At 69.2% G+C, this 21,271-nt stretch carries 22 protein-coding genes; 8 read left to right on the top strand and 14 right to left on the bottom strand.

Annotated elements, in window-relative coordinates:
* Window positions 1-308: 308 nt before the first annotated feature.
* The 4 genes from AB0I81_RS44225 to AB0I81_RS44210 are packed head-to-tail and all read right to left on the bottom strand — an operon-like array spanning window position 309 to window position 5,055.
* Window positions 309-980: a pentapeptide repeat-containing protein gene (locus AB0I81_RS44225; RefSeq protein WP_360670824.1), complete on the bottom strand. Its 672-nt coding sequence runs from the start codon at window positions 978-980 to the stop codon at window positions 309-311.
* 3 nt (window positions 981-983) lie between these two features.
* A complete protein-coding gene (locus tag AB0I81_RS44220) occupies window positions 984-2,498 on the bottom strand; it encodes a glycoside hydrolase family 3 N-terminal domain-containing protein (RefSeq protein ID WP_360670821.1) in 1,515 nt (504 codons plus the stop codon).
* Between the two features lie 26 nt (window positions 2,499-2,524).
* Complete coding sequence (locus tag AB0I81_RS44215) at window positions 2,525-3,886, bottom strand: alkaline phosphatase D family protein (RefSeq protein WP_360670818.1); 1,362 nt, start codon at window positions 3,884-3,886, stop codon at window positions 2,525-2,527.
* 14 nt (window positions 3,887-3,900) lie between these two features.
* Window positions 3,901-5,055, bottom strand: coding sequence for an acetyl-CoA C-acetyltransferase (locus tag AB0I81_RS44210; RefSeq protein WP_360670815.1), 1,155 nt, complete (start codon window positions 5,053-5,055; stop codon window positions 3,901-3,903).
* A 97-nt stretch (window positions 5,056-5,152) separates the two neighbouring features.
* Between AB0I81_RS44210 and AB0I81_RS44205 the strand changes: the two genes are divergently transcribed.
* Window positions 5,153-5,821: a TetR/AcrR family transcriptional regulator gene (locus tag AB0I81_RS44205; protein WP_360670812.1), complete on the top strand. Its 669-nt coding sequence runs from the start codon at window positions 5,153-5,155 to the stop codon at window positions 5,819-5,821.
* A complete protein-coding gene (locus AB0I81_RS44200; protein ID WP_360670809.1) occupies window positions 5,818-6,498 on the top strand; it encodes a DNA alkylation repair protein in 681 nt (226 codons plus the stop codon). The genes AB0I81_RS44205 and AB0I81_RS44200 overlap by 4 nt, the downstream gene beginning before the upstream one ends.
* Here AB0I81_RS44200 and AB0I81_RS44195 read toward each other — a convergent pair.
* Window positions 6,491-7,339: a LysR family transcriptional regulator gene (locus AB0I81_RS44195; protein WP_360670807.1), complete on the bottom strand. Its 849-nt coding sequence runs from the start codon at window positions 7,337-7,339 to the stop codon at window positions 6,491-6,493. The genes AB0I81_RS44200 and AB0I81_RS44195 overlap by 8 nt on opposite strands.
* A gap of 79 nt (window positions 7,340-7,418) precedes the next feature.
* On the opposite strand from AB0I81_RS44195, the gene metE reads away from it, so the two are divergent.
* Entirely contained in the window at window positions 7,419-9,587 is a 2,169-nt protein-coding gene (gene metE / locus AB0I81_RS44190; protein ID WP_360670804.1) for a 5-methyltetrahydropteroyltriglutamate--homocysteine S-methyltransferase, read from the top strand.
* Here the strand turns inward: metE and AB0I81_RS44185 are convergent.
* Window positions 9,577-10,038, bottom strand: a complete 462-nt coding sequence (locus AB0I81_RS44185) for a MarR family transcriptional regulator (RefSeq protein WP_360670801.1) — start codon at window positions 10,036-10,038, stop codon at window positions 9,577-9,579. The two genes, metE and AB0I81_RS44185, sit on opposite strands and share 11 nt — an antisense overlap.
* A 95-nt stretch (window positions 10,039-10,133) precedes the next feature.
* On the opposite strand from AB0I81_RS44185, the gene AB0I81_RS44180 reads away from it, so the two are divergent.
* Window positions 10,134-10,559: a nuclear transport factor 2 family protein gene (locus AB0I81_RS44180; protein WP_360670798.1), complete on the top strand. Its 426-nt coding sequence runs from the start codon at window positions 10,134-10,136 to the stop codon at window positions 10,557-10,559.
* 10 nt (window positions 10,560-10,569) lie between these two features.
* Here the strand turns inward: AB0I81_RS44180 and AB0I81_RS44175 are convergent, their stop codons facing one another.
* Window positions 10,570-11,124, bottom strand: a complete 555-nt coding sequence (locus tag AB0I81_RS44175; protein ID WP_360670796.1) for a GNAT family protein — start codon at window positions 11,122-11,124, stop codon at window positions 10,570-10,572.
* Between the two features lie 76 nt (window positions 11,125-11,200).
* Entirely contained in the window at window positions 11,201-11,458 is a 258-nt protein-coding gene (locus AB0I81_RS44170) for a hypothetical protein (RefSeq protein ID WP_360670793.1), read from the bottom strand.
* Between the two features lie 266 nt (window positions 11,459-11,724).
* Here AB0I81_RS44170 and AB0I81_RS44165 point away from each other — a divergent pair, with 266 nt between their 5' ends.
* Entirely contained in the window at window positions 11,725-11,964 is a 240-nt protein-coding gene (locus AB0I81_RS44165; protein ID WP_360670790.1) for a hypothetical protein, read from the top strand.
* 86 nt (window positions 11,965-12,050) lie between these two features.
* Here the strand turns inward: AB0I81_RS44165 and AB0I81_RS44160 are convergent, their stop codons facing one another.
* Window positions 12,051-12,833: an SDR family oxidoreductase gene (locus tag AB0I81_RS44160; RefSeq protein ID WP_360670788.1), complete on the bottom strand. Its 783-nt coding sequence runs from the start codon at window positions 12,831-12,833 to the stop codon at window positions 12,051-12,053.
* Window positions 12,834-12,927: 94 nt separating this feature from the next.
* Here AB0I81_RS44160 and AB0I81_RS44155 point away from each other — a divergent pair, with 94 nt between their 5' ends.
* The 3 genes from AB0I81_RS44155 to AB0I81_RS44145 all read left to right on the top strand — a co-directional run bounded on the left by AB0I81_RS44155 (window position 12,928) and on the right by AB0I81_RS44145 (window position 15,376).
* Window positions 12,928-13,518, top strand: coding sequence for a TetR/AcrR family transcriptional regulator (locus AB0I81_RS44155; RefSeq protein WP_360670785.1), 591 nt, complete (start codon window positions 12,928-12,930; stop codon window positions 13,516-13,518).
* A gap of 61 nt (window positions 13,519-13,579) precedes the next feature.
* Window positions 13,580-14,536: an FAD-dependent oxidoreductase gene (locus AB0I81_RS44150; protein WP_360670782.1), complete on the top strand. Its 957-nt coding sequence runs from the start codon at window positions 13,580-13,582 to the stop codon at window positions 14,534-14,536.
* 522 nt (window positions 14,537-15,058) lie between these two features.
* Entirely contained in the window at window positions 15,059-15,376 is a 318-nt protein-coding gene (locus tag AB0I81_RS44145) for a hypothetical protein (protein ID WP_360670779.1), read from the top strand.
* Between the two features lie 231 nt (window positions 15,377-15,607).
* Here AB0I81_RS44145 and AB0I81_RS44140 read toward each other — a convergent pair whose 3' ends face one another.
* The 5 genes from AB0I81_RS44140 to ngcE form a co-directional block, all read right to left on the bottom strand.
* The gene (locus AB0I81_RS44140) at window positions 15,608-16,828 is read right to left on the bottom strand and encodes a helix-turn-helix domain-containing protein (protein WP_360670776.1); all 1,221 of its coding nucleotides are present in this window, start codon (window positions 16,826-16,828) and stop codon (window positions 15,608-15,610) included.
* 290 nt (window positions 16,829-17,118) lie between these two features.
* Window positions 17,119-17,970, bottom strand: a complete 852-nt coding sequence (locus AB0I81_RS44135; protein ID WP_360670773.1) for an aminoglycoside phosphotransferase family protein — start codon at window positions 17,968-17,970, stop codon at window positions 17,119-17,121.
* A 56-nt stretch (window positions 17,971-18,026) separates the two neighbouring features.
* Window positions 18,027-18,944, bottom strand: coding sequence for a carbohydrate ABC transporter permease (locus tag AB0I81_RS44130; RefSeq protein ID WP_360670770.1), 918 nt, complete (start codon window positions 18,942-18,944; stop codon window positions 18,027-18,029).
* Window positions 18,944-19,855 (bottom strand): sugar ABC transporter permease, encoded by a 912-nt coding sequence (locus AB0I81_RS44125; protein ID WP_360670767.1) that lies wholly within the window; start codon window positions 19,853-19,855, stop codon window positions 18,944-18,946. Before AB0I81_RS44125 ends, AB0I81_RS44130 begins: the two co-directional genes overlap by 1 nt.
* On the bottom strand, window positions 19,855-21,267 hold the full coding sequence (gene ngcE / locus AB0I81_RS44120; protein ID WP_360670764.1) for an N-acetylglucosamine/diacetylchitobiose ABC transporter substrate-binding protein: 1,413 nt from the start codon (window positions 21,265-21,267) through the stop codon (window positions 19,855-19,857). Before ngcE ends, AB0I81_RS44125 begins: the two co-directional genes overlap by 1 nt.
* Between the last annotated feature and the right edge of the window lie 4 nt (window positions 21,268-21,271).

The raw sequence follows: 21,271 nt of genomic DNA, 5'->3' as shown, positions 1-21,271 counted from the left end.
CGGGCGTCCCATGGGGCGAGCCTCTCCAGAAAGGCGGACGCCCTCAAGGGCGAGCGTCTCCGAGGGCCGGGCGCTTCCGGGGACTGGGCGTATCCGGGGACTGGGCGTATCCGGGGGCGGGTGTCGCCAAGGGCCTGCGCCTTCGCGAGGTGGGCGCCTCCAGGAGCCGGGCCGCCGGGCGCTTCCGGGCGCCGAGCGCATCCAGAAGCCCAGCGCCTTCGTACGGCGGGGCGTCGTCACCGACGTCCGCCGCCCGACTTTCCCAAAAGGACCCCCGCCGAAGTACGGCGGGGAGGGGGCGGGCGGCGCTAAAGGACTGTGATGCCGCGCATGGCGAGGATGGCGTTGGCCTGGGCCTGGGTGATGATGGCCCCCGAGAACGCACGCAACTTCTCATCGTCGGGCTCCCCAAGGTCAGCCCCCCGAAGATCGGCCTTGGCGAACTTGGTGTTCAGCAGCCGCGTCCCGATAAGCCGGCAGTCGCTGAGCGTGGCCTCGGTGAAGTCACACCCCGCCAGGTCGGCGTCATCGAACCGCACCCCCTCGATGACCTCCTTACGCAACGAGCACCCACCAAGGTTGGCCAGGGTCAGGTTGGAGCGGGCCACCTTGAACCCGGTGCCACGCGACCCGGTCAGCGAAGCCCCGATCATGCGGCACCCGGTGAAGGACACATCCGTGAGCAGAGCCCCCGAGAACTGGGCCGACGACAGGTCCACGTCGGTAAAGGTCACGTCGATGAGGTCGGCGTCGTTGAACCTGACCCGCATCCCGCCCCCGCCGGTGAACACGGCCCCGTCGAGGTCGGCCTTGCGGAAGTCGGTCTGGTCCAGCACACACGACTCGAAGACCGCCCCGGCCAGCGACGCGCCCCAAAGGTCGGTCTCCGTCAGGTCGCAGTCGCGGAAGACGTGCTTCTCCTCAGCCGGCAACCGGTCGGAGAGCGCCTTGCGTGAAAGATCCTCGCCGTCGAAGTTCACGAATCAGAGACTACCGGTCAGAACCTCCGCGGCAGGATCGCCGACAGATCCGGTCAGAACCTCGGCGGCGGCCTGCCCGCAGACCCGGGCGGAGCCGTACGTGGCGATGTGCACGGCGCCCAGGTCGGAGCGGGCGGGCAGCCCCATCTCCACCACCACGGCGTCCGGGCGGGCGCTGAGCAGGTGCCGCAGGGCCTCGGACTGCCAGGCGTAGCGGTGCACGTCCCTGACCACCACGACCAGCGGATGGTCCGCGGCCGAGCCGATCAGGCGCTCCAGCTCCGGCCCGGTGGCCTGTGCTGCCGTCAGGCGGGTGACCGTGGTGCCGGGCAGCAGCAGGCGGAGCGGCTCGCCGACGCCCCACGGGGTGTTCTTGTCGATGGCCAGGTTCATCTCCGGGGCCAGCTCCACCACGTGGGGCGCGGGAGCCAGCGGCAGGACGGCCGTCGTGGAGCGGCGGGTGACGCGGATGGCCCGGCGCGCCGCGGTCAGGCCGATGTGGCCGTCCACGGCGCCGGGGCTGCCCGAGGAGGCGGCCCACGCGGCCAGCTCGCGGACCCTTCGAGCGGCGTCGGCCAGGCGCTCCTCGGGCAGCAGTCCCTGGGTCACCGCGGCGGCGATCGCGTCGCGGATCCCGGCGGCGGTGGCCTCGTCGGCACGCTCGCCGCCGACGCAGATCGCGTCGGCGCCGGCGGCTATGGCGCGGGCGGAGGCGCCCCCGATCCCGTACGCCCCCGCCACCGCGGCCATCTCGATGCCGTCAGTGATGATCATCCCGTCGAACCCGAGCTCCTCGCGCAGCAGCCCGGTCAGGACCTTGGGGCTGAGCGTGGCGGGCAGTTCGGCGTCGTACGACGGCACCAGGAGATGTCCGGTCATGACCACCTTGACCCCCTCCGCGATCGCCTCGCGGAAAGGGTGCAGCGCCTCCTCGATCCCGCTCTCGGCGACGACCGGCACGCCGTGGTGGGAGTCCACGGAGGTGTCACCGTGGCCGGGGAAGTGTTTGGCGCTGGCGGCCACCCCCGCCGACTGGAGCCCGCGGACGAACGCCCTGGTGTGCCGGGCCACCAGGGACGGGTCGGCGCCGAAGGCGCGCAGGCCGATGACGGGGTTGTCGGGGTTGGAGTTGACGTCTGCGGAGGGGGCGAAGTCAATGGTGATACCGGCTCTGGCCAGGTCGTTGCCGAGGTCTCTGGCCAGCGACTCGGTGAGTACGACGTCGTCCACGACGCCGAGCGCGTACCCTCCGGGGCGGCTGCTGCCGGTGGCGACCTCCAGCCTGGTCACCTCGCCCGACTCCTCGTCCGTGCCGATCAGCACGGAGGGGTTCTCGGCGCGCAGGGCGGCGGTCAGCCGGGCGGTCTGGGCGGGGTCGGCGATGTTGCGGGAGAACAGCGCGACTCCGGCCAGTCCTTCGCCGAGCCGCCGGCGCAGCCAGTCGGGAGGCGTGTGGCCGGGGAATCCGGGGAAGAGGACGGCGTCGGCGAGGCGAAGCAGGTCACCGCTCAAGGGCATGACCCGAAATCTAATAGGAAAGTTTCTTATTTGCTAGGGGTGTTTTCTGATGTCAACCCGTTCCCCTTCGTGATGAACTCTGCCACCGTACGCACCGCGGCCCCCTTCTTGTCCACGAACTCCACCGCGCGGAACGCCACCCGCAACTCCTCGGGGCCCGCCGAGCACGACAGGTAGCCGCGGTTGTCGTCGAAGAACTTCAGGTGCGGGTTGGCGGCCAGCACGGCGGGCCCGTCGGTGACCGGCGGCCGGCTGGTGATCGAGCTGCCCACGAACTCGACGCCGACGGTGGCCGAGTCCGGGTCGAGGAAGTCGGCCTTCAGCTCACCCGCCCAGGCGTTGTGCACGTCGCCGCTGAAGACGGCCAGCCCGGGGGCATGCACCGCCAGGATGCGCGAGCGCTGCCCCGCCTGGCCGTCCCAGGCGTCGGGGCGCAGGTTCGGCGCGGGGCCGGGCACGAAGCGGCGGGCGAAGAACAGCGGCTGGACCAGCAGGCGCCATCTGACCGGGCTGGTGAGCAGGCGGGAGATCAGCCACTGCTCCTGCGCGGCGCCGAGCATGCTGGTGGCGCGGTGCTGGCGCACGTCGAGCACCAGGAAGTCGGCGACCGCCCCGTAGGTCCGCCTGCGGTACATCTGCAGGTTCCCCTCCTCGGGGCGTACCCTGATCGGCTGGTTCTCGTAGTACGCCTGGTACGCCGCCGCCCTGCGGCGCAGGAACGCCGCCGACCCGTCCCCCCGGCCCCGGTAGTTGTCGAGCACCTCGTGGTCGTCCCAGGTCACCACCCAGGGCGCGGCGGCATGCGCGGCCTGCAGGTCGGGGTCGGTCTTGTAGCGGGCGTAACGCTGGCGGTACTCGTGCAGCCTCGTCGCCTCCCCGGGCAGCGGCCCGAGCGGCCGTACGACGAGGGCAGACTGGCGCGACTCGTAGATGTAGTCGCCGACGTGCAGGACGACGTCGGGCCGCTCCTCGGCCAGATGCCGGTAGGCGGTGTAGAAGCCGTGCTCGTAGCGCTGGCAGTTGGCCACCGCGAACCGTACGGGCCGGGTGGAGAGGGGATCGTCGGCCGTCCTGGTGCGCCCCACGGCGCTCTGTGTGCCGCTCGCCTTGAACCGGTAGTAGTAGTCGGCGCCCGCCCGCAGCCCGGTGACCCTGACGTGCACGCTGTGCGCCCAGACCGGCAGCGCCCTGATGCTGCCCTGGCGCAGCCCCCGGGTGAAGCGCTCGTCCTCGGCGAGTTGCCAGCTCACCTCCACCGCCCTGGGCGCCATGCCGCCCGGCCGCCGCGGGTCCGTGCCCAGGGGATCGACGGCTAACCGGGTCCAGAGCACCACGCCGTCGGGCAGTGGCTCACCGGAGGCGATGCCGAGTGTGAACGGGTTGGCCATGCCTTCATGGTGCGCTAGGTCAGGCGTTCGACGATGGTGACGTTCGCCTGTCCTCCGCCCTCGCACATGGTCAGCAGGCCGTACCTGCCGCCCGTGCGCTCCAGTTCGTGCAGCAGCTTGACCGCCAGCACGGCGCCCGTCGCGCCGAGCGGGTGGCCGAGCGCGATGGCGCCGCCGTTCGGGTTGACCCGGGCGGGGTCCGCGCCCGTCTCCTTGATCCAGGCCAGTACGACCGGCGCGAACGCCTCGTTGACCTCGATCGCGTCGAAGTCGCCGATGGACATGCCGGTCATGCCGAGCGCGTGCGCGGTGGCGGGGATCGGGGCGGAGAGCATCATGATCGGGTCGTCGCCGCGCGCCGACAGGTGGTGCACGCGGGCGCGCGGGGTCAGGCCGTGCTCGCGTACGGCGCGGGGCGAGGCGATCAGCAGGGCGGCGGCGCCGTCGGAGATCTGGGAGGCCAGCGCGGCGGTCAGGCGTCCGCCGTCGGTCAGCGGCCTGAGCGCGGCCATCTTCGCGCGCGTGGTGTCCCTGCGCGGGCACTCGTCGGTGGTGGCGCCCTCGTAGGAGGCGATCTCGCGCCGGAAGTGGCCGGCGTCGATGGCGTGCACGGCCCTGCGGTGCGATTCGCAGGCGTACGCCTCCATCTCCTCGCGCGAGATGCCCCACCTGGCGGCGATCATCTCGGCCCCGGCGAACTGGGAGACCTCCTGTGTGCCGTACCGCTCCGTCCAGCCCTTGGAGCCCGAGAAGGGGCTCTCGTGGCCGAGCGGGCGGCCCGCCAGCATCGCGGAGGAGATCGGGATCATGCTCATGTTCTGCACTCCCCCGGCCACCACCAGGTCGTTCGTGCCGGACAACACGGCCTGGGCGGCGAAGTGCAGCGCCTGCTGCGCCGAGCCGCACTGCCGGTCGACGGTGACGCCCGGCACCTCCTGCGGCAGCCCGGCGGCCAGCCAGCAGGTACGGGCGACGTCCCCGGCCTGCGGGCCGATCGTGTCCACGCAGCCGAAGATCACGTCCTCGACGGCCGACGGCTCGGCGTCGGCCCGGTACATCAGCTCCCTGAGCACGTGCGCCCCGAGGTCGGCGGGGTGGGCCGCGGCCAGGCCGCCGTTCCTGCGCCCGACGGGGGTACGGACGGCGCCGACGATGTACGCCTCACTCATCCACGCATCGTAGCAAGCGCTTGGTCTACACGGGAATGCCGTATGAGCTGGCACAGTTAGGCGAACAAGCGATTGTCTGAGGGCTCATAATGGGGACGTGACCACGCGAAAGAACTCCGGCACCACCACCACCCCGGCGAAGCGCCAGCGCACCACCTCATCGGGGTCGGCGTCCGAGCGCCGAGACCACCTCGTCAAGCTCGCCGCGGAGATCTTCGCGCGCAAGGGCTTCCAAGCCACGACAGTACGCGAGATCGCCAACGAGGCGGGCATCCTCTCGGGAAGTCTCTACCACCACTTCGACTCCAAGGAGACGATCGTCGATGAGGTGCTGTCCACCTTCCTCGACGACCTGATCGCCCGCTACCGCGCCGCTCTCGACTCCGGCTCCGACGCCCGTACGGTGTTGTCGGAGATGGTGCGCATCGGCTTCGGCACGCTGGAGCCGCACCGCGCCGCCATCACGGTGATGCAGAACGACTGGAACTACCTGCGCCAGTTCGAGCGCTTCAACTACCTGGTCAAGGCCGAGGACGAGGTCGAGGCGATCTGGGTGTCGCAGATCAAGGCCGGGCAGGCGGCCGGGCTGTTCCGGGCCGACGTCGACCCGAAGCTGACCTACCGGATGATCCGCGACACGATCTGGGTGGCGGTGCGCTGGTTCCGCCCGGGCGGCAGGCTCAACACGACCTCCCTGGCCGAGCACTACATCACGGTGCTCTTCGACGGTCTCGCGACGGGCGAGCGCACCACCCACAAGGGATGAGCCTCGGCAAGGCGGTGCGACTGGCACTGCAGGAGGCGGCCGAGCCCGGCAAGTCCGAGACGATGCGCGCCTACATGAAGTCCGACATGCCCTTCCTGGGCGTCCAGGCCGTGCCCAGGCGCGCGGCGCTGCGCAAGGTCTTCTCCGAGCACCGGCTGGACACCGCGCCGGAGTGGCGGCGGGCGGTGCTGACGTTGTGGCGGGAGGCCGAGTACCGCGAGGAGCGCTACGCCGCCGTCGAACTGTCCGGCCACCACTTCTACCGGGAGTACCAGACTCTCTACACGGTGCCGATGTACGAGGAGATGATCGTCTCCGGCGCCTGGTGGGACCTGGTGGACGAGCTGGCCACGCACCGGATCGGCGGCCTGCTGACCGCCTACCCCGACTCGATGCGGCCCCTCATGCTGCAGTGGGCGCACGACGGCGACCTGTGGAAGCGGCGCACGGCGATCCTGTGCCAGAATCGGTTCAAGTCGCGCACGGACACGGCCCTGCTGTACGCGTGCATCGAGCCGAGCCTGTCGGACAACGACTTCTTCGCCCGCAAGGCGATCGGCTGGGCGTTACGCGAGTACGCCAAGAGCAATCCCGGCGAAGTGATCCGCTACGTCAAGGCCAAGGGCATCACGGGCCTGAGCCGGCGCGAGGCCCTGAAGAACCTCCCGGTCACCTAGTCCACAAAGCATCCTGGACGGCCTGGACGAGGGCCATCAGCTCGGGCGTGACGCGCTCCCTCGACCAGGCCAGGGCGTAGGTGATGCGCAGCTCCCCCGCCTCCAGCGGCACGAACCGCACGTCCTCGCGCCTGATGGTCCTCATCAGCAGTTGCGGGATCGGCAGCACCCCGGCGCCCGCCGCCACCAGGTCCAGCGCGGCGCCGAAGTCGTCGTCGGCCACCAGGCGGGAGCGCCCCGGCAGTCCGGGCCACGGGCGGCTGCCGGGTGTGAGCAGCACCTGGCCGCCCAGCTCCGCCGCCGTGACCCGGGGCCTGGACGCCAGCCGGTGCCCGGCGGGCACGGCCAGGTGATCGACGGTGACGTGGAACCTGGCCGCCGTGACGAACTGCGCGGGCGCGGGCGTGGCGAGGATCGCCGCCGACACCTCACCGTCGGCCAGCGCCCGCGCCGCCGTGCCCCGGCCGGCCGCGCGCAACTCCACCCCGATCGCGGGCGTACGGCCCGCGAGCCGCCTGACGATCCGCGCCGCCAGTGCGCCCACGAGTGGTGGATAAGCCAGATGAATGGTCGGCCGGGCCAGCCGGGCCGCCTCTGCCTCGAACGTGCCGGCCGACTCGATCACCTGCTCCGCGTACACCAGCAGCGCCTTGCCCTCCGCCGTGAGCCGCACCTCGCGGGCGGTGCGCTGGAAGAGGCGGACGCCGGTGGCGCGTTCGAGCCGGGTGATGGCCTGGCTCATGGCGGGCTGGGACATCCCCAGGTCGGCGGCGGCGGCCGAGAAACTCAGCCGCTCCGCGACCCTGGTGAAGCAGTGGATCTCCCGGAGCATAAGCAGCATCAATACATGGTGCATCACGTCCGGAGCACTCGGCAGTCTTGGCAGCGACGCGAACGTTTGACCTAGGGAGCTGTTGAAGATGTCCCCATTTCCCCAGTCCACCGTGCTCGGATACCCGCGCATCGGGCCGCGCAGGGAGCTGAAGCGGGCGCTGGAGTCGTACTGGGCCGGGCGATCCACCCGGGCCGAGCTGGACCAGGCCGGCGCCGAGTTGCGGGAGCGGACCTGGCGGCGGCTGGCCGAGCTCGGGCTGGACGGGCTGCCGTCCAACACGTTCTCGCTGTATGACCAGGTGCTGGACACGGCGGTGCTGCTCGGGGCGGTGCCCGAGCGTTATCGCGACGCCGCCGACCCCTACTTCGCGATGGCCAGGGGCACCGACGGGCTGGCGCCGCTGCGGATGACGAAGTGGTTCGACACCAACTACCACTACATCGTGCCCGAGATCGGGCCCGAGACCGTGTTCAAGCTGGACGCGGGCAAGCCGCTGGGCGAGGTGCGGGAGGCGCGGGCGCTCGGGTTCGAGACGCGGCCCGTGGTGGTGGGACCGGTGACGTTCCTGCTGCTGGGGTCGGCGCCGGAGCGGCTGGATGAGGTGCTGGGGTGCTATGAGGAGCTGTTGTCCGCGCTGGCCGCCGAGGGGGTCGCGTGGGTGCAGCTCGACGAGCCCGCTCTCGTAGGTGATCGCACGCCGGAGGAGCTGGCCGCCGTGCGGACGGCGTACGAGCGGCTGGGCTCTGTGGCGCAGCGGCCCGGGATCTTCGTGGCCTCCTACTTCGGTGAGCTCGGTGCGGCGCTGCCGGTGCTGGCCGGCACGCCGGTGGAGGCCATCGGGCTGGACCTGGTACGCGGCGGGGTGCCCGGTGCCGACCTGACCGGGAAGACCGTGGTGGCGGGCGTGGTGTCGGGGCGGGACGTGTGGCGTACCTCCACCGGGCGCGCGCTGGCCGCCCTGGACTCCGTACGGGCCTCGCGGGTGGTGGTGAGCACGTCGTGCTCGTTGCAGCATGTGCCCTACTCCGTGGCGGACGAGCCCGACCTGGAGCCGGGGCTGCGGGCGCGGCTGGCGTTCGCGGAGGAGAAGGTGGCCGAGGTGGTGGCGCTGGCCGAGGCCCACGCTCGCGGCACGTCCCTCGCGCCGGAGGCTGAGGAGCCGTCCGTGGAGCTGCCGCCGGAGCCGGGGCCCGTCGCGGCGGAGGAGCGGGCGCCGTACCCGGTCCGTGCCGCCGCCCAGGCCGGGCACCTGCGACTGCCCCCGCTCCCGACCACCACGATCGGCTCGTTCCCGCAGACCGGCGAGCTGCGCGCGGCCCGCGCCGCCGCGACCTCGGGCACGTTGTCGCGGGCCGACTACGAGCGCCGGGTCGAGGCCGAGATCGAACGGGTCATCCGGCTGCAGGAGGAGCTTGGACTCGACGTCCTCGTGCACGGGGAGCCCGAGCGCAACGACATGGTGCAGTACTTCGCCGAGCACCTCGACGGGTTCGCGGTCACCGCAAACGGCTGGGTGCAGTCGTACGGATCGCGCTGCACCCGCCCGCCGATCCTGCACGGCGACGTCACCCGCCCCGAGCCGATCACGGTGCGCTGGACCTCATACGCGCAGTCGCTCACCGACAAACCGGTCAAGGGCATGCTCACCGGCCCCGTCACAATCGTGGCCTGGTCGTTCGTACGCACCGACCTGCCGCTGCGCGACGTGGTGTTCCAGGTGGCCGACGCCGTACGGGAGGAGGTGCGGGACCTGGAGGCGTCCGGGGTGTCGATCATCCAGGTGGACGAGCCGGCGCTGCGCGAACTGCTGCCGCTGCGGCGGGCGGCGCAGGCCGACTACCTGGAGTGGGCGGTGGCGGCCTACCGGCGGGCGACGTCGGGGGCCGGCGACCGTACGCAGATCCACACCCACCTGTGCTACTCCGACGCCGACCAGATCCTGGCCGCCATCGACGGCCTGGACGCCGACGTCACGACGATCGAGTCGGCCCGGTCCGGCGCGCGCATCCTCGGGACGGTGTCGTCGTTCGGGCGCGGGCTCGGGCCCGGCGTCTACGACATCCACTCGCCCCGGGTCCCGTCGGCCGGGGAGGTCGAGGAACTGCTGCGGCGGACACTTCTGGCGTTGCCGGCGGAACGGGTCTGGGTCAACCCGGACTGCGGCCTGAAGACGCGTACGTACGAGGAGGTGACGGCCTCACTGACCAACGTGGTCGCCGCCACCCGTCGCCTGCGCTCCGAGCTCAGTGCCTGACCTGTCCCCCGGCCCCGTCCAGAACCCGGGTCAGCAGCCCGACGAACTGCTCGCGTTCGGCCGTGGTCAGGGGCGCGAGCAGTTCGTCCTGCACGCCGGCGAGCAGCCGGTCGAGCTCCTCCAGGTGCCGGGTGCCCGCCGGCGTGACGGTGACGACGTTGCGCCGCCGGTCGTCCGGGTCGGGGCTGCGCTCGACCAGTTCCCGGTCCGCGAGCTGGTTCACGGTCGCCACGATGTCGCTCCTGTCGATGCCGGTACGACGCCCGAGCGCGGCCTGGCTGGCCGGCCCGAACTCCGCCAGCGCGGCCAGCAGCGCGTAGTGGTAGCGGCGCGAGCCGGTGGCCGCGAGCGCCTGGTCGGCGAGCCGGTTGGCCGCCGTCGCGATCTGGTTGACCAGCCGGCTCGGCAGCGCACGCAGTCTGCCAGGAACGGTGTCTTCGGCGTTCTCCACGAAATCAACCTACCAACTCCATTGGCACAACCAACAATCTCGTGCCATAGTTGGCCCTACCAACATTGGCTTGGCCAACGAATTGGATGGATGACATGACGAACCTGACCGACGACCGCGCAGACCTCGCCGAGCTCATCTACCGGCTCTACGCGTGCATGGACGAGGGCCGCTTCGACGGCCTGCGGACGGTGTTCGCCGACGAGATCTCCGTACGTACGCCCGGCGGTCTGGCCTCCGGACGCGAGACCGTGATCGCCCAGGCGTCGCGCAACCACTCGACCGGCGAACGGGTCCAGCACTTCGTGCACAACCCGCTCGTCGAGGTGCACGGGGACCACGCCGACGTACGCGCCGACGTGATCGTGACCTTCAGCGACGCGGACGCTCCGGAAGACCGGCTGGCCCCGGCGCCCCGGCGCACGCTGAGCGAGCGCTTCCGCTACGAGGCGATCCGCTCATCCGAGGGATGGCGGCTGTCGCGCGTGGACGCCACCCCGGTATGGGAGACCATTGGATGATCTCCGCTCCTCAGGCGTACCGCTCGGTGTACTCCTCCATCGTCATCCCGAAGATGACCTCATCGTGATACCGGCCGTTGGCGTAGTGACTCCTGCGCCGGCGGCCCTCCTCCACGAAGCCCATGCGCCGGTGGAGCGCCAGCGAGGCGTCGTTGTAGCTGTAGACCCACGCCTCGGCCTTCTGGAAACGCCGCTCGAAGAACATGTACCGCAGGAGCAGGACGATGGCCTCGCTGGCGTAGCCCTTGCGGTGGTGCCGGCTGCCGACGGAGATCCCGTAGAGGAAGGTGCCGTGATGGCGCTGCACGTCGTGGGTGACGATCGCACCCACCGGCGCGTTGTCCTGCTTGCCGGCGATCACCAGCGAGAACTCGTCGAGGTCGAGCTCCTGCTCGGCCTCCTCGGCCATCGTCTTCTTCGCCTGGGCGGCCGACCTCGGCGGATGCAACCGCCAGGCCGCCCGCACCGCGTCGGAGTCCTCCTCGAAGGCGAGGAACGCCTCCCAGTCTTCGGGCTCCCTGGCACGCAGCCGCACGCGCTCGCCCACCCAGGCCGATGTCGTCATGGCAGGCAGCCAAGCAGATCAAGCCCGGGCGCGGCGAACGGTTTAACCCGGCCTGATCCCGCCAGGACTCAGATAATCAGTCCCAAGAATCAGGGGCGAAGTAATAGTTCCCGTTCTCGTCTCCGGTGCACCAAAAAGCAGGCCACGCACCGGCCACCACGCCCGCCTGGCCGTAAGTGTGGCACCTCTGGAGGTTGTCGGCGGGCGTACCCCCGCTGAAAACCATGTAGGTGGTCGGCGGCGTATCAGCGTGCGCCGGAGACGCGAGCGCGCCCATCCCGATGAAGCCCGATGCCATAAGGGCAAGCACCGTCATCGTCGCTTTCTTCACCATACTCTTCCGCTCCTTTTCCAGGTCACGAGCAGACGCGAGAAACAGGAGCCAATCTAACCAGGGCCGCCGGACTCGATCCATTTATTCCATCAGAATCGAAACGATCACCGGGCGACGGAAACGTTTCGATTTACCTTGAATTTATTGAACGCGCACCACCTCCCTTGCTACGGTCTCCGTTGCTGGCAATTCTTCTTTCTCTCCGGGAAACCATGGGAGAAACAGAAACGACTGCAAAAGGGGGAACGGAACACATGTTGCGGAAAATGACGACAGTCGCTCTCGTCGCCTTCGCGGCGTCAGGTCTCATGGGGACGAGCGCTCTCGCATCACCGGTCCGGACCGCGGCGGATCCGACCACAAAAATGATCTTCGACGGGGGCACGACCCGCGACAACATGCGGCGTTGCCATGCTTACGGCTACGCGGGGCAGGTGGCCGGCAAGTGGCGCGACTACACCTGCGTCGAGTACAACGGGGCTTTTGTTTTCACGCCTTTGTACTGACCGCCCTGAAAACGGCCGGACCGGCCGGCGGGATCCCGTGCGATCTTGACCATCGCACGGGATCCCGCACCTGGGCATCGAGCGCGTCAGACCAGGCTCTGCCCGCCGTCCACGCTGAGCACCGTACCGGTCATGTAGTTGTTGGCCATGAGGAACAGCGCGGCCGAGGCGGCCTCCTCGGCGGTGGCGAACCGGCCCAGCGGCGCGCCCTGCCCGGCCGCCGCCACGGAGGCGTCATCGGCCAGGCCCAGCGCGCCGCGCGACAACGGCGTGTCCACGACCCCGTACCGCAGGGCGTTGACCCGCAGCCGCAGCGGCGCCAGCTCCACCGCCAGCGCCTTGGTGAACCCTTCGACCGCGCCGATGGCGGCGATCGTGGCAGAGGCGCCGGGGATGGGACGGTTCAGGTAGAGCCCGGAGCTGAGGGTGATCGAGCCCCCGGGCGGCAGGTGAGGGACCGCGGCGCGGGCGACCCCGTACGTACCCCAGAAACGCCCGTCCACGACCTGACCCACCTGCTCGCGCGGCGTGCTCAGCAGCGGCCCGACGGCGAAGCCGCCCGCCGTCACCAGCACGTGGTCCAGCCGCCCCAGCCCCTCGAAGGCCCGCTCCAGGGCGCCCTCGTCGGTGCCGTCACCGGCGATCGTGAGCACGGAGGAACCCGACGCCGCACGGATGCTCTCGGCCGCGGCCGACAGGCGGCCCTCGTCGCGGGCCATGAGCGCGACGCGCGCCCCGACGGAGGCCAGCAACGTGGCGGAGGCCAGCCCAATCCCGGAACTCCCGCCGACGACCACCACGGTACGGCCCTCCAGCGCGGCAGGCAGGGACGATCCGGTCGGTACCGGGGCAAGCGTGGTCGCGGACATGACGATCACTCCTCTTCAAGCAAATAAACCATCCGTTTGGTTTAAACCATGGCGTGACGCAGCCGAGAAGTCAACTGGATGGTTTACTTTTCCCATGACGTACGACGCGGAGGCGACCCGGCAGCGGATCTTCGACGCCGCCACCGCCGAGTTCGCCCGCCACGGCCTGGCCGGCGCCAGGATCGACCGCATCGCCACCGCCGCCAAGGCCAACAAACAGGCCATCTACCTGTACTTCGGCGGCAAGGAGAAGCTGTTCGGCCTGGTCGTACGGGCCAAGGTGGACGAGATCTGCCACGTGGTGAGCCTGGACCCGCGCTCCCTCCCCGAGGCGGTGGGCCAGCTCTTCGACTGGTACCACGAGCACCCGGACCTGATCCGCCTGCTGCTGTGGGAGGCCCTGGAGGTCAACGGCGGCCAGGTCGAGGGCGAGCAGGAACGCGGGGACTCCTACCGCGACCACGTGAACGGCCTGATGGCGGCGGGCATGCCGGACAAGGAGGAGGCGCAGGACTGGCTGTTCACCATCCTGGGGCTGGTGGCGTGGAACTTCTCCGTGCCGCAGGTACGCCGCCTCATCCTCGACGAGCCCGACCCGGAACGCGCCGTCGCCCGCCGCCGCGCGGTCGTGATGGACCTGGCCCGCATACTGGCAGAACAGGCCGCCACACGTATGAACGACTGACGCGGGTCGGTGCGCGACGTTGACCAGCGGTGTGCGGGGCCACCGAACGGAAGAGTGAGAAGTGGACGAGGACGTCATCGTGATCGGCGCCGGGGTCAGCGGGCTGACCACCGCGATCTGCCTGGCCGAGGCGGGCCGCAGGGTGCGGGTGTGGACGGCGGAGCCGACCGCCTCGACGGTGTCGATGGTGGCGTCGGCGTTGTGGGGGCCGTCGTTCGTAGAGCCGGTGGACAGGACGCTCGCCTGGAGCGAACGGTCGCTCGCGGCCTTCCAGGAGCTGGCCCTCCTGCCGGAATCGGGCGTGCGGATGGCCTCGGTGGTGACGGTCGGCGAGTTGCCGCCCGCCTCGATGTTGCCGCCGCAGGTCACGATGATCCCCGACCTGCGTCCCTGCGAACCGGACGAGCTTCCCCCGGAATTTCCGGCGGGCTACCGGGCGACGATGCCGCTCATGGACATGCCGCGCTACCTCGCCCATCTCACCGCGCGACTGGAGGCGGCCGGCGGCACGATCGAGCTCCGCAGGGTGGACTCGCTGTCCGAGGCGGCCGAGGCGGCGCCCACGATCGTGAACTGCTCCGGGCTGGGCGCGCGTGAGCTGGCAGGGGATCCCGAGGTCAGGCCGGTGTGGGGGCAGTTCGTGGTGCTGAGCAACCCGGGACTGACCGAGTGCTTCCTGGAGCTCACCACGGCCACCGAGTCGACGAGCTTCACCCCGCACGCCGACCGCGTCCTCTGCGGCGCCATCGCCGTACCCGACGCCACCGGGACCGAGCCGGATCCCGAGCTGACCGCGCGAATACTCGACCGCTGCCGCCGGATCGAGCCGCGCCTGGCGGACGCCGAGGTGCTCGGCACGCTGGTCGGCCTGCGTCCCGGCAGGTCATCGGTACGGGTCGAGGCGGAGACGATCGGCGCGGCTCGCTGCGTGCACAACTACGGGCACGGCAGCAGCGGCGTCAGCCTGTCGTGGGGCTGCGCGCAGGAGGCCGCCGCTCTGGCCCTCGACCGGTCCTGAGCCCACCCCGTGTGTACGAGGCGGCGAACCGGCCCTCCGGCCCGGGTCCGCGGGCAGGCGCTGGACCTCGTCATACGTCAACTGCTGGTCCATGAGGAAAAACGGGTTTGGCTTCCGTGGCGGGGTCAGGCGGCCCTTGGCCGGCCGGGTGGACAGTTTCACGGTCCTGCCGTCGATCGATTCGTCCCAGGTGGAGGGGGAGCCGTCACGCCCCCACGCCTTCTTGTCCTGCGCGGTCTTCGGCAGCGACCCCAGCTCCCGGTATCCCAGCCACGACCGCCCGTCGGGCGCGCAGGCAGCGGGCCGAGATCATGTTCAGCCCGGTGTACGCCGACGAGTTCTCCGGCACCGCGGCCGTCAAATCCGAGCTGAAGAAGGTCGCCGAAGGGCTCACCTCCACCCTGTAATGCCGCATTTGATCGCCACCTCCGGGACGACTAGCCTGATCGCCGTGCTGCCGGGACGCGGGGCCGGGGCGATCGCGCCACGACGAGTTACCACGGAGTTTGGGACCGACTGACGATGAGCGCAGAAGAGGATTTCATGCAGGTCGGCGCCGAGCTGGCCGACCTGGGTGTACGGGTCTCCAGGATGATGGGGAGCCCCGCGCTCAAGGATCGGGCGGGGAAGGTGTTCGCGAACCTGCTGAAGGACGGCGCGATGGCGTTCCGGCTGGTCAGGGACACTCCCGAACACGCGGCGGCGCTCCAGCTGGCCGGGGCGTGCCTGTTCGACCCCTCGGGTCAGGGCCGGGTGGTGAAGGACTGGGTCGTCGTCCCCCACTCCTCGGCCGACACATGGACGGACCTGGCCGAGGTCGCCCTCAGCCGCCCCCGCTGACCGCCGTCTTCGGTGACCTGGCCGGGAGGGCGGGCCGGGCAGGAGGTCGATCGGCGCGGAGTAAGGTTTCGCCGTGGCGCGCGAACTACTGCGGGTCAGGCCGCATCGGGACCTGCTCCGGTCGTCGCGGACCGTCCATGAGTGATTGCTTTCTGCGTCCGGGTGCACGTCAAACAGCGTGACGGCGTTGAGGACCGGTGGAGTTTCACAACCTCGTGAAACTCTCCGCAGCTACGACATCCCGAGCCATGAGGCGAACCGGGACAGCGACTGTGGCCGGCGCCGCTCCAACTCGTTGAGCATGCGCACCGTCTCGCGCACCATCGGATGGTTGCGTGTCTGCTGCGGCGCGACTCGCCGTGCCTGGTGCAAGGCATCAAGGGACTTCTGCCGGTCCCCGTGATACAGCCAGCCGCGCGCGAGGTCGATATAGAAGTGACCCAGCCGGACGGGTGCGACGCTCTGCGGAAGTACGGCCTGGCCGGCACACTCCACCGCGGCTGCGCCGTCGTACATCTCGACGGCGACCGTCACCTCATGGAAAGTCACGTTGGAGTGCCCGAACTCCATCCCGTAGTAATTGCTGTCCGCACCGAGCATGTCGGCTGCCTGGCGAGCATGCCGGATGTGGTCGGTGGCGCGCTGTCGGTCGTTGGCGCGGGCGGCGAATACCGCTGAACGCAAGTGCGCGGCGCCGTACACGCTCAACTCGGGTCGGCTGAGCTGGTCGAGATGGTCGCCGATACCCCCACGGACACGATCAAGCAGGAGGATGCCCTTGTCGTAGGAGGCTGCGGCCAGGAACAACGTGGACCGCTGCCACTGCGTTCGGGCCACTCTCAGCGGATCCTGGGAAGCGTGGGCGGCGGACGCGACGCGGTCCATGGCGAGACTGCGCAGGTCGAAGTATCCGAGCGTGTAGGCGATCGCGGTAACGCCGGTGTATGCCTCTGACAGGAGGCCGAATAGTTCTTCTCGTCGTGCGCCCTCGCTGGAGTGAATCGCTCGCGTGAGCTCTTCGAGCAGGCCAGGGAGCATTTCCCCGAGTTGGATGTAGCGAGCCCGCCGACCAAGATCGGACGCGCGCCGTACATCGGCCTTTATCTGCTCGATCGACGGAGCTGGTACGTCTTCGTCGGGCAGATCCCATGCCAACATGGCCTGTCGGATCTCAGGGATCCTCTGGTGAATACGATCCAGACGTTCGTCAGCGTCGCGGTACGGCTGGCCGGTGAGACGTCCGAGCGGTACCCGCAGTGCGCGGGCGGCAGCGGTGATGAGTGCCTGCGTGGCCGGTTTGTGCCCGCTCTCGACTTGAGCGATGAGACTTTTCGAGCAGGGGACGCGATCCGCCAACTGCTGCTGAGTAAGTCCGCGAAGCTTTCGCGCCTGGGCTATGCGCCGCCCGATCGTGTCTCCACCGGATGGGGTTGGCGTACTGGCCTCACGCATGACGGGCCCCGTGTGTGTCCTGTATTGGTCTCAACAGCGACAGGCTATGTGCGGGGCTTTCTCGCTGTCATGCGGTTGCTCATCGGGTCAGGCAGTTCGAGCGAAGCGCGGTTGGGGCGGGCGTACGAGGCCCAGCCGGTAACCGTCTCACGGGTGGGTTGACTGGCGCCGGAGGCGCCGGAATTGGGGCGGGTGAGCGGAGCGAAGTCCTTCAGGGGTCGGGGCTTGGCCCGACTGGAGAAGCGTCTGAGCTCCCTGGCGCGGAGCGCCTGTGAGTGAAGTCCCTTTTTTTAGTCGGCGAAGGTCCAGGCCAGGTGGGATAAGGCGGCGTCGGCGTAGTGGCGGGGGCCCGTGCTGAGACCATAGGCGAGGTCTTCGATCAATGCGCAGCGGGCGTAGAAGATGACTCTTGATCTGTCTTCCTGGGTCAGGTCGAACTCGTAGTGGGTCAGGGTCAGGGCGAAGATTTCGGGGCCCAGGTCGCGGTAGATGAGGGCGAAGTCGTGGGCCGGGTCGGTGATGGCCGCGTCCGTCCAGTCGATGATGCCGGTGATCTCGCTCGTTGCCGCGTTCACCAGGACGTGTTCCGCGCCGAGGTCGTTGTGGCAGAAGCGCAGGGAGCGGGGTTCGTCCGGTGGGTTGTCGTGGAGGAAGCGCTCCACCAGTGGTCGCTGGGGCTCGGGGACGTAGTGTTCGACGTCCCGGTAGTCCAGTTCGGCGTCCTGGAGGAGGGTGGGTGCGGGGTAGACGTCCAGGGGCGCGAGGTCGCGCATGTGGCCGGGGGCGGCGCCGTGGATGGCGCTGAGGAAGGTGCCCAGGGGTTCGGCCAGGAGTTCGGGGCGCAGGCCGTCCAGGATGTGGTTGAGGGGTTCGCCGGTCAGCTTGCGGTAGGCGATCGTGCCGGTCTCGTCGTCGGCGAAGACGACTTCGGGGACCGGCAGCGGCGACAGTTCCCTGACGGCCGCCAGGCGGGCGACCTCCTGCCGGTTCGCCTGGGGGTCCGCCACCCGGCTCCGCCGCAGCAGCAGCTCTTCGTTGACCTCGTACACGAAGTTGTCGAGGCCGTGGCCGAGCCGGCGGACGGAACGTACCCGGTAGTCGGGTAGGTGGCGGGCCAGCAACGCACGGATGTCGCCAGTCACACTCCGCACCCTAAGCCGGTGATGTCCGGCATGCGAGTTATTTCGGAAGCTGTGCGCTACTTCAGGGCCCCCGAGGTGAGGCCGGACTGGATCTGGCGCTGGAAGACCGTGTAGACGACCAGCATGGGCAGGATGGCCAGGGTGAGGGCGGCGAACAGGGCCGACCAGTCCTGGTCGTATCCGGCGGCGGTGGAAATGTCGGCGATGCCCATGGTCAGCACCCACTTGTCCCGTTCCTGGAGCAGGATCAGCGGCAGCTGGTACTGGTTCCACTGGCCCAGGATGTTGAAGATCGTGATGCTGATGATGCCGGGTCTGGCCATCGGCAACATGATCTGGAAGAACACCCTGGTGTGGGAGGCGCCGTCCACCATGGCCGCCTCCCCCACCGCCGTCGGCAGCGTACGGAAGAAGGCCGACAGGAAGAAGATCGTGAAGGGCATCGAGTACGCGATGTAGACCAGCACCACCCCCGCGTGCGTGTTCAACCCGATGAACGGACCGATCACGGGCAGGTTGCCCATGTTCTGCACGACGAAGAACAGCGGGGTCAGCGCCAGGTAGACGGGAAAGGCCAGCCCCGAGACGAACAGCAGGTAGATCGCCCGGTTGCCGCGGAAGGAGTAGCGGGCCAGCACGTACGCCGCCATCGACCCGATGAGCATCGTCCCGAACGTACTGAAAGCGACCACGACCACGCTGTTGAGCACGTACTGACCGATGTGCGCCTGCTCCCACGCCCTGGCGAAGTTGTCCCAGCGCAGCGTGGCCGGCAGCGACCAGGCGTCGCCGAAGATCTCCTCCTCGCTCTTGACCGAGGCCAGGAACGTCCACAGGATCGGGATCACCACGAGCAGCGTCCAGATCAGCAGCGCCAGGTGCGTCAGCACCCCGAGAGGACCGAGCCGGCGCCGGCGTTCCTCGCGGGCGATCTTCCGCGAGTTCGCCGCCGTCCACGAGATCATCGTTGTCATCAGTACTCAATTCGTTCGCGCCGGGACAGCCGCAGCGACAGGATCGCGAAGCCGACCGTGAAGAAGAACATCACCACGCCCAGCGCCGAGGCGTAGCCGAAGCGGAAGTGTTCAAAGGCGGTGCGGTAGATCTCGGCGGCCATCACCGTGGTCGACCGGTCGGGCCCGCCGCGTTGCAGGGTCATCACCCAGACGATCGCGAAGACGTCGAGCGCGAGGATGCCCAGGTAGACCCAGGCGACCTGGACGGTGTCCCAGAGCAGCGGCAACGTGATGCGGAAGAACAGGCTGATCCGGCTGGCGCCGTCGATCTGCGCGGCCTCGAACATGTCCTTCGGGATCGAGGCCAGGCCGGCCGAGAACAGCACGACGTAGAAGCCGACCGCCTGCCAGACCATGACCCCGAGCACCGACCAGAACGCGATGTCGGTGTCGGACAGGAACCCGACCGGGTCGAGCCCGAGCGCCATGATCGGGCCGTTCAGCATGCCGCTGGCGTCGGGCCGGAACACCTGCTGGAACAGCACCGCGACCACGGCCACGGCCAGGACCTGCGGGAAGAAGAAGACCACCCGGTAGAACTTGGACCCGCGGATCCCCGTCACGCCCTGCGCCCCTCCGACGTTGAGCAGGAAGGCGAAGAACAGGGCGATGACGATCGTGATCAGCGGCAGCAGGACGAGCAGGGCGGCGTTGTGCGTGACGGCCTTCCAGAAGACGGTGTCGTTGAACAGCCGTACGAAGTTGTCCAGGCCGATGAAGTTTGGCGTGGCCGTCACTCCGCGCCAGTCGGTCATCGCGATGTAGAACGCCTGGGCGTACGGGGCGATCACGTACACCAGGTAGAGAATCACCGGGGCTGCCAGGAACGAGGTGATGAACAGCCCGCGGCGATACCTGTGGAAAATCATCAGCGCTTGTACTTCTTTATCGAGGAGTCGTTCTTGATCTCGTCGGCCTTCTTCTGCAGGCGTTCGAGGTACTTGTCGGCGGTCAGCCCGCCCGACATGAGCTCGCCGGTGGCGGCGATGGCCTCGTCCTTGAGCGGGCCGTACCAGTTGAACCAGCGGTAGTAGACGGCGTTGGCGCCCGCGTCGGCGACCGCCTTGGAGGCGCTGGTGACGCCCGGGGAGATGTCGCGGCCCTCGGTGGCGCCCTTGACCACGGTCAGGGTACGCACGAGCGCGCTGAAGTCGCCGGCCGCCTTCTTCGACAACATGGCCCGCAGGTACTCCAGGCCCGCCTGCGGGTGGGCGCTCCTGGCGGAGACGATGAAGTTCTCGCCCGGCTGGGTGTGCAGGGTGCCGTAGGGCAGCTTGTCGGAGCCGGTGACGTCGGGGATCGGGAACATGCCGTACTCGAAGTCGTCCGGGGTGGTGGTCTTCTGCTCGTTCTCCAGCCACGAACCGGAGGGCAGCATGGCCACCTTGTACTTGTTCTGGGCGGTCTGGGTCTGCACGTGGTCCAGGCCGGTGGTGCCCTCCATCAGGTACTTGGCGCCGACCTCGGCCCAGGCCGTGGCCGCCGTCTTCATGGCCTCGGTGGTCCAGGCGCCGTCCTCGAGGTTGTCGATGTTGACCAGCACCTCCTGGCCGCCGATCTTCGCGGCCATGGTGAGCAGCGGCTCGTAGAGGTACTGCGGGAACTTCCCGGCATAGGTGAAAGGCGCCATCTTGCCGGACTTCTTGATGGTCTCGCAGAGCGCGATGAAGGCGTCCCAGGTCTTCGGGATCTCCCAGCCGTTGTCCCTGAAGACCTTCTGGGAGTACCAGATGCCGTGGATGTAGTTGACGTAGCCGAGGACGCTGAACTTGCCGTCGTACATGCCGATGTCGATGACGGACTGGTCGATGGTGTCCCTGACCTTGACGTTCGGGTCGTCCCAGCTCGGCGCGTCCAGCAGCGCGGTGAGGTCCTGGAGCTGACCGTCCTGGGAGAGGGCGCCGAAGTCCATGAAGTTGGCGCCGGAGTTGTCGATGACCTCCGGCGGGTTGCCGCCCGCGAAGCGCGGCTGGAGGATCTTGGTGATCTCCTTGGTGGCGTTGTGCTTGACCTCGACGCCGGCGTACTTGGACTTGAACAGCGGCTGGTGGATGTTCTTGGCGTAGTCCTGGCCGAAGCCGCCGTCGAAGATCCAGACCTCCAGCGGCTTGTCACTGGCCACGCCGAAGGGGTTGGCCGCGCTGGTCGCCGCCGGGGCCGCCGAGCTGGTGTTGGCGGGCGGGGCCGCCGGCGTGGCACACGCGGCCAGCGCGCCCGCCACGGGCACCAGCGCGGCGCCTCGCAGAAGCTCGCGCCTGCTGATGTGGGGGGTGTGAGGCATGATG

It is taken from the genome of Nonomuraea sp. NPDC050404 (assembly GCF_040655495.1).
GTDB lineage: Bacteria > Actinomycetota > Actinomycetes > Streptosporangiales > Streptosporangiaceae > Nonomuraea.
The sequence above is the reverse complement of the archived record's forward strand: the minus strand, read 5'-3'. Positions and strand labels throughout refer to the sequence as shown.

Excerpts from the sequence above, each read along its gene's own strand:
- AB0I81_RS44175 (WP_360670796.1), bottom strand. The coding sequence starts at position 11,124 with ATGACGACATCGGCCTGGGTGGGCGAGCGCGTGCGGCTGCGTGCCAGG.
- AB0I81_RS44170 (WP_360670793.1), bottom strand. The coding sequence starts at position 11,458 with ATGGTGAAGAAAGCGACGATGACGGTGCTTGCCCTTATGGCATCGGGC.
- ngcE (WP_360670764.1), bottom strand. The coding sequence starts at position 21,267 with ATGCCTCACACCCCCCACATCAGCAGGCGCGAGCTTCTGCGAGGCGCC.
- metE (WP_360670804.1), top strand. The coding sequence starts at position 7,419 with ATGTCCCCATTTCCCCAGTCCACCGTGCTCGGATACCCGCGCATCGGG.
- AB0I81_RS44195 (WP_360670807.1), bottom strand. The coding sequence starts at position 7,339 with ATGCTGCTTATGCTCCGGGAGATCCACTGCTTCACCAGGGTCGCGGAG.
- AB0I81_RS44155 (WP_360670785.1), top strand. The coding sequence starts at position 12,928 with ATGACGTACGACGCGGAGGCGACCCGGCAGCGGATCTTCGACGCCGCC.
- AB0I81_RS44180 (WP_360670798.1), top strand. The coding sequence starts at position 10,134 with ATGACGAACCTGACCGACGACCGCGCAGACCTCGCCGAGCTCATCTAC.
- AB0I81_RS44140 (WP_360670776.1), bottom strand. The coding sequence starts at position 16,828 with ATGCGTGAGGCCAGTACGCCAACCCCATCCGGTGGAGACACGATCGGG.
- AB0I81_RS44145 (WP_360670779.1), top strand. The coding sequence starts at position 15,059 with ATGAGCGCAGAAGAGGATTTCATGCAGGTCGGCGCCGAGCTGGCCGAC.
- AB0I81_RS44130 (WP_360670770.1), bottom strand. The coding sequence starts at position 18,944 with ATGACAACGATGATCTCGTGGACGGCGGCGAACTCGCGGAAGATCGCC.
- AB0I81_RS44220 (WP_360670821.1), bottom strand. The coding sequence starts at position 2,498 with ATGCCCTTGAGCGGTGACCTGCTTCGCCTCGCCGACGCCGTCCTCTTC.
- AB0I81_RS44160 (WP_360670788.1), bottom strand. The coding sequence starts at position 12,833 with ATGTCCGCGACCACGCTTGCCCCGGTACCGACCGGATCGTCCCTGCCT.
- AB0I81_RS44125 (WP_360670767.1), bottom strand. The coding sequence starts at position 19,855 with ATGATTTTCCACAGGTATCGCCGCGGGCTGTTCATCACCTCGTTCCTG.
- AB0I81_RS44200 (WP_360670809.1), top strand. The coding sequence starts at position 5,818 with ATGAGCCTCGGCAAGGCGGTGCGACTGGCACTGCAGGAGGCGGCCGAG.
- AB0I81_RS44210 (WP_360670815.1), bottom strand. The coding sequence starts at position 5,055 with ATGAGTGAGGCGTACATCGTCGGCGCCGTCCGTACCCCCGTCGGGCGC.
- AB0I81_RS44165 (WP_360670790.1), top strand. The coding sequence starts at position 11,725 with ATGACGACAGTCGCTCTCGTCGCCTTCGCGGCGTCAGGTCTCATGGGG.
- AB0I81_RS44215 (WP_360670818.1), bottom strand. The coding sequence starts at position 3,886 with ATGGCCAACCCGTTCACACTCGGCATCGCCTCCGGTGAGCCACTGCCC.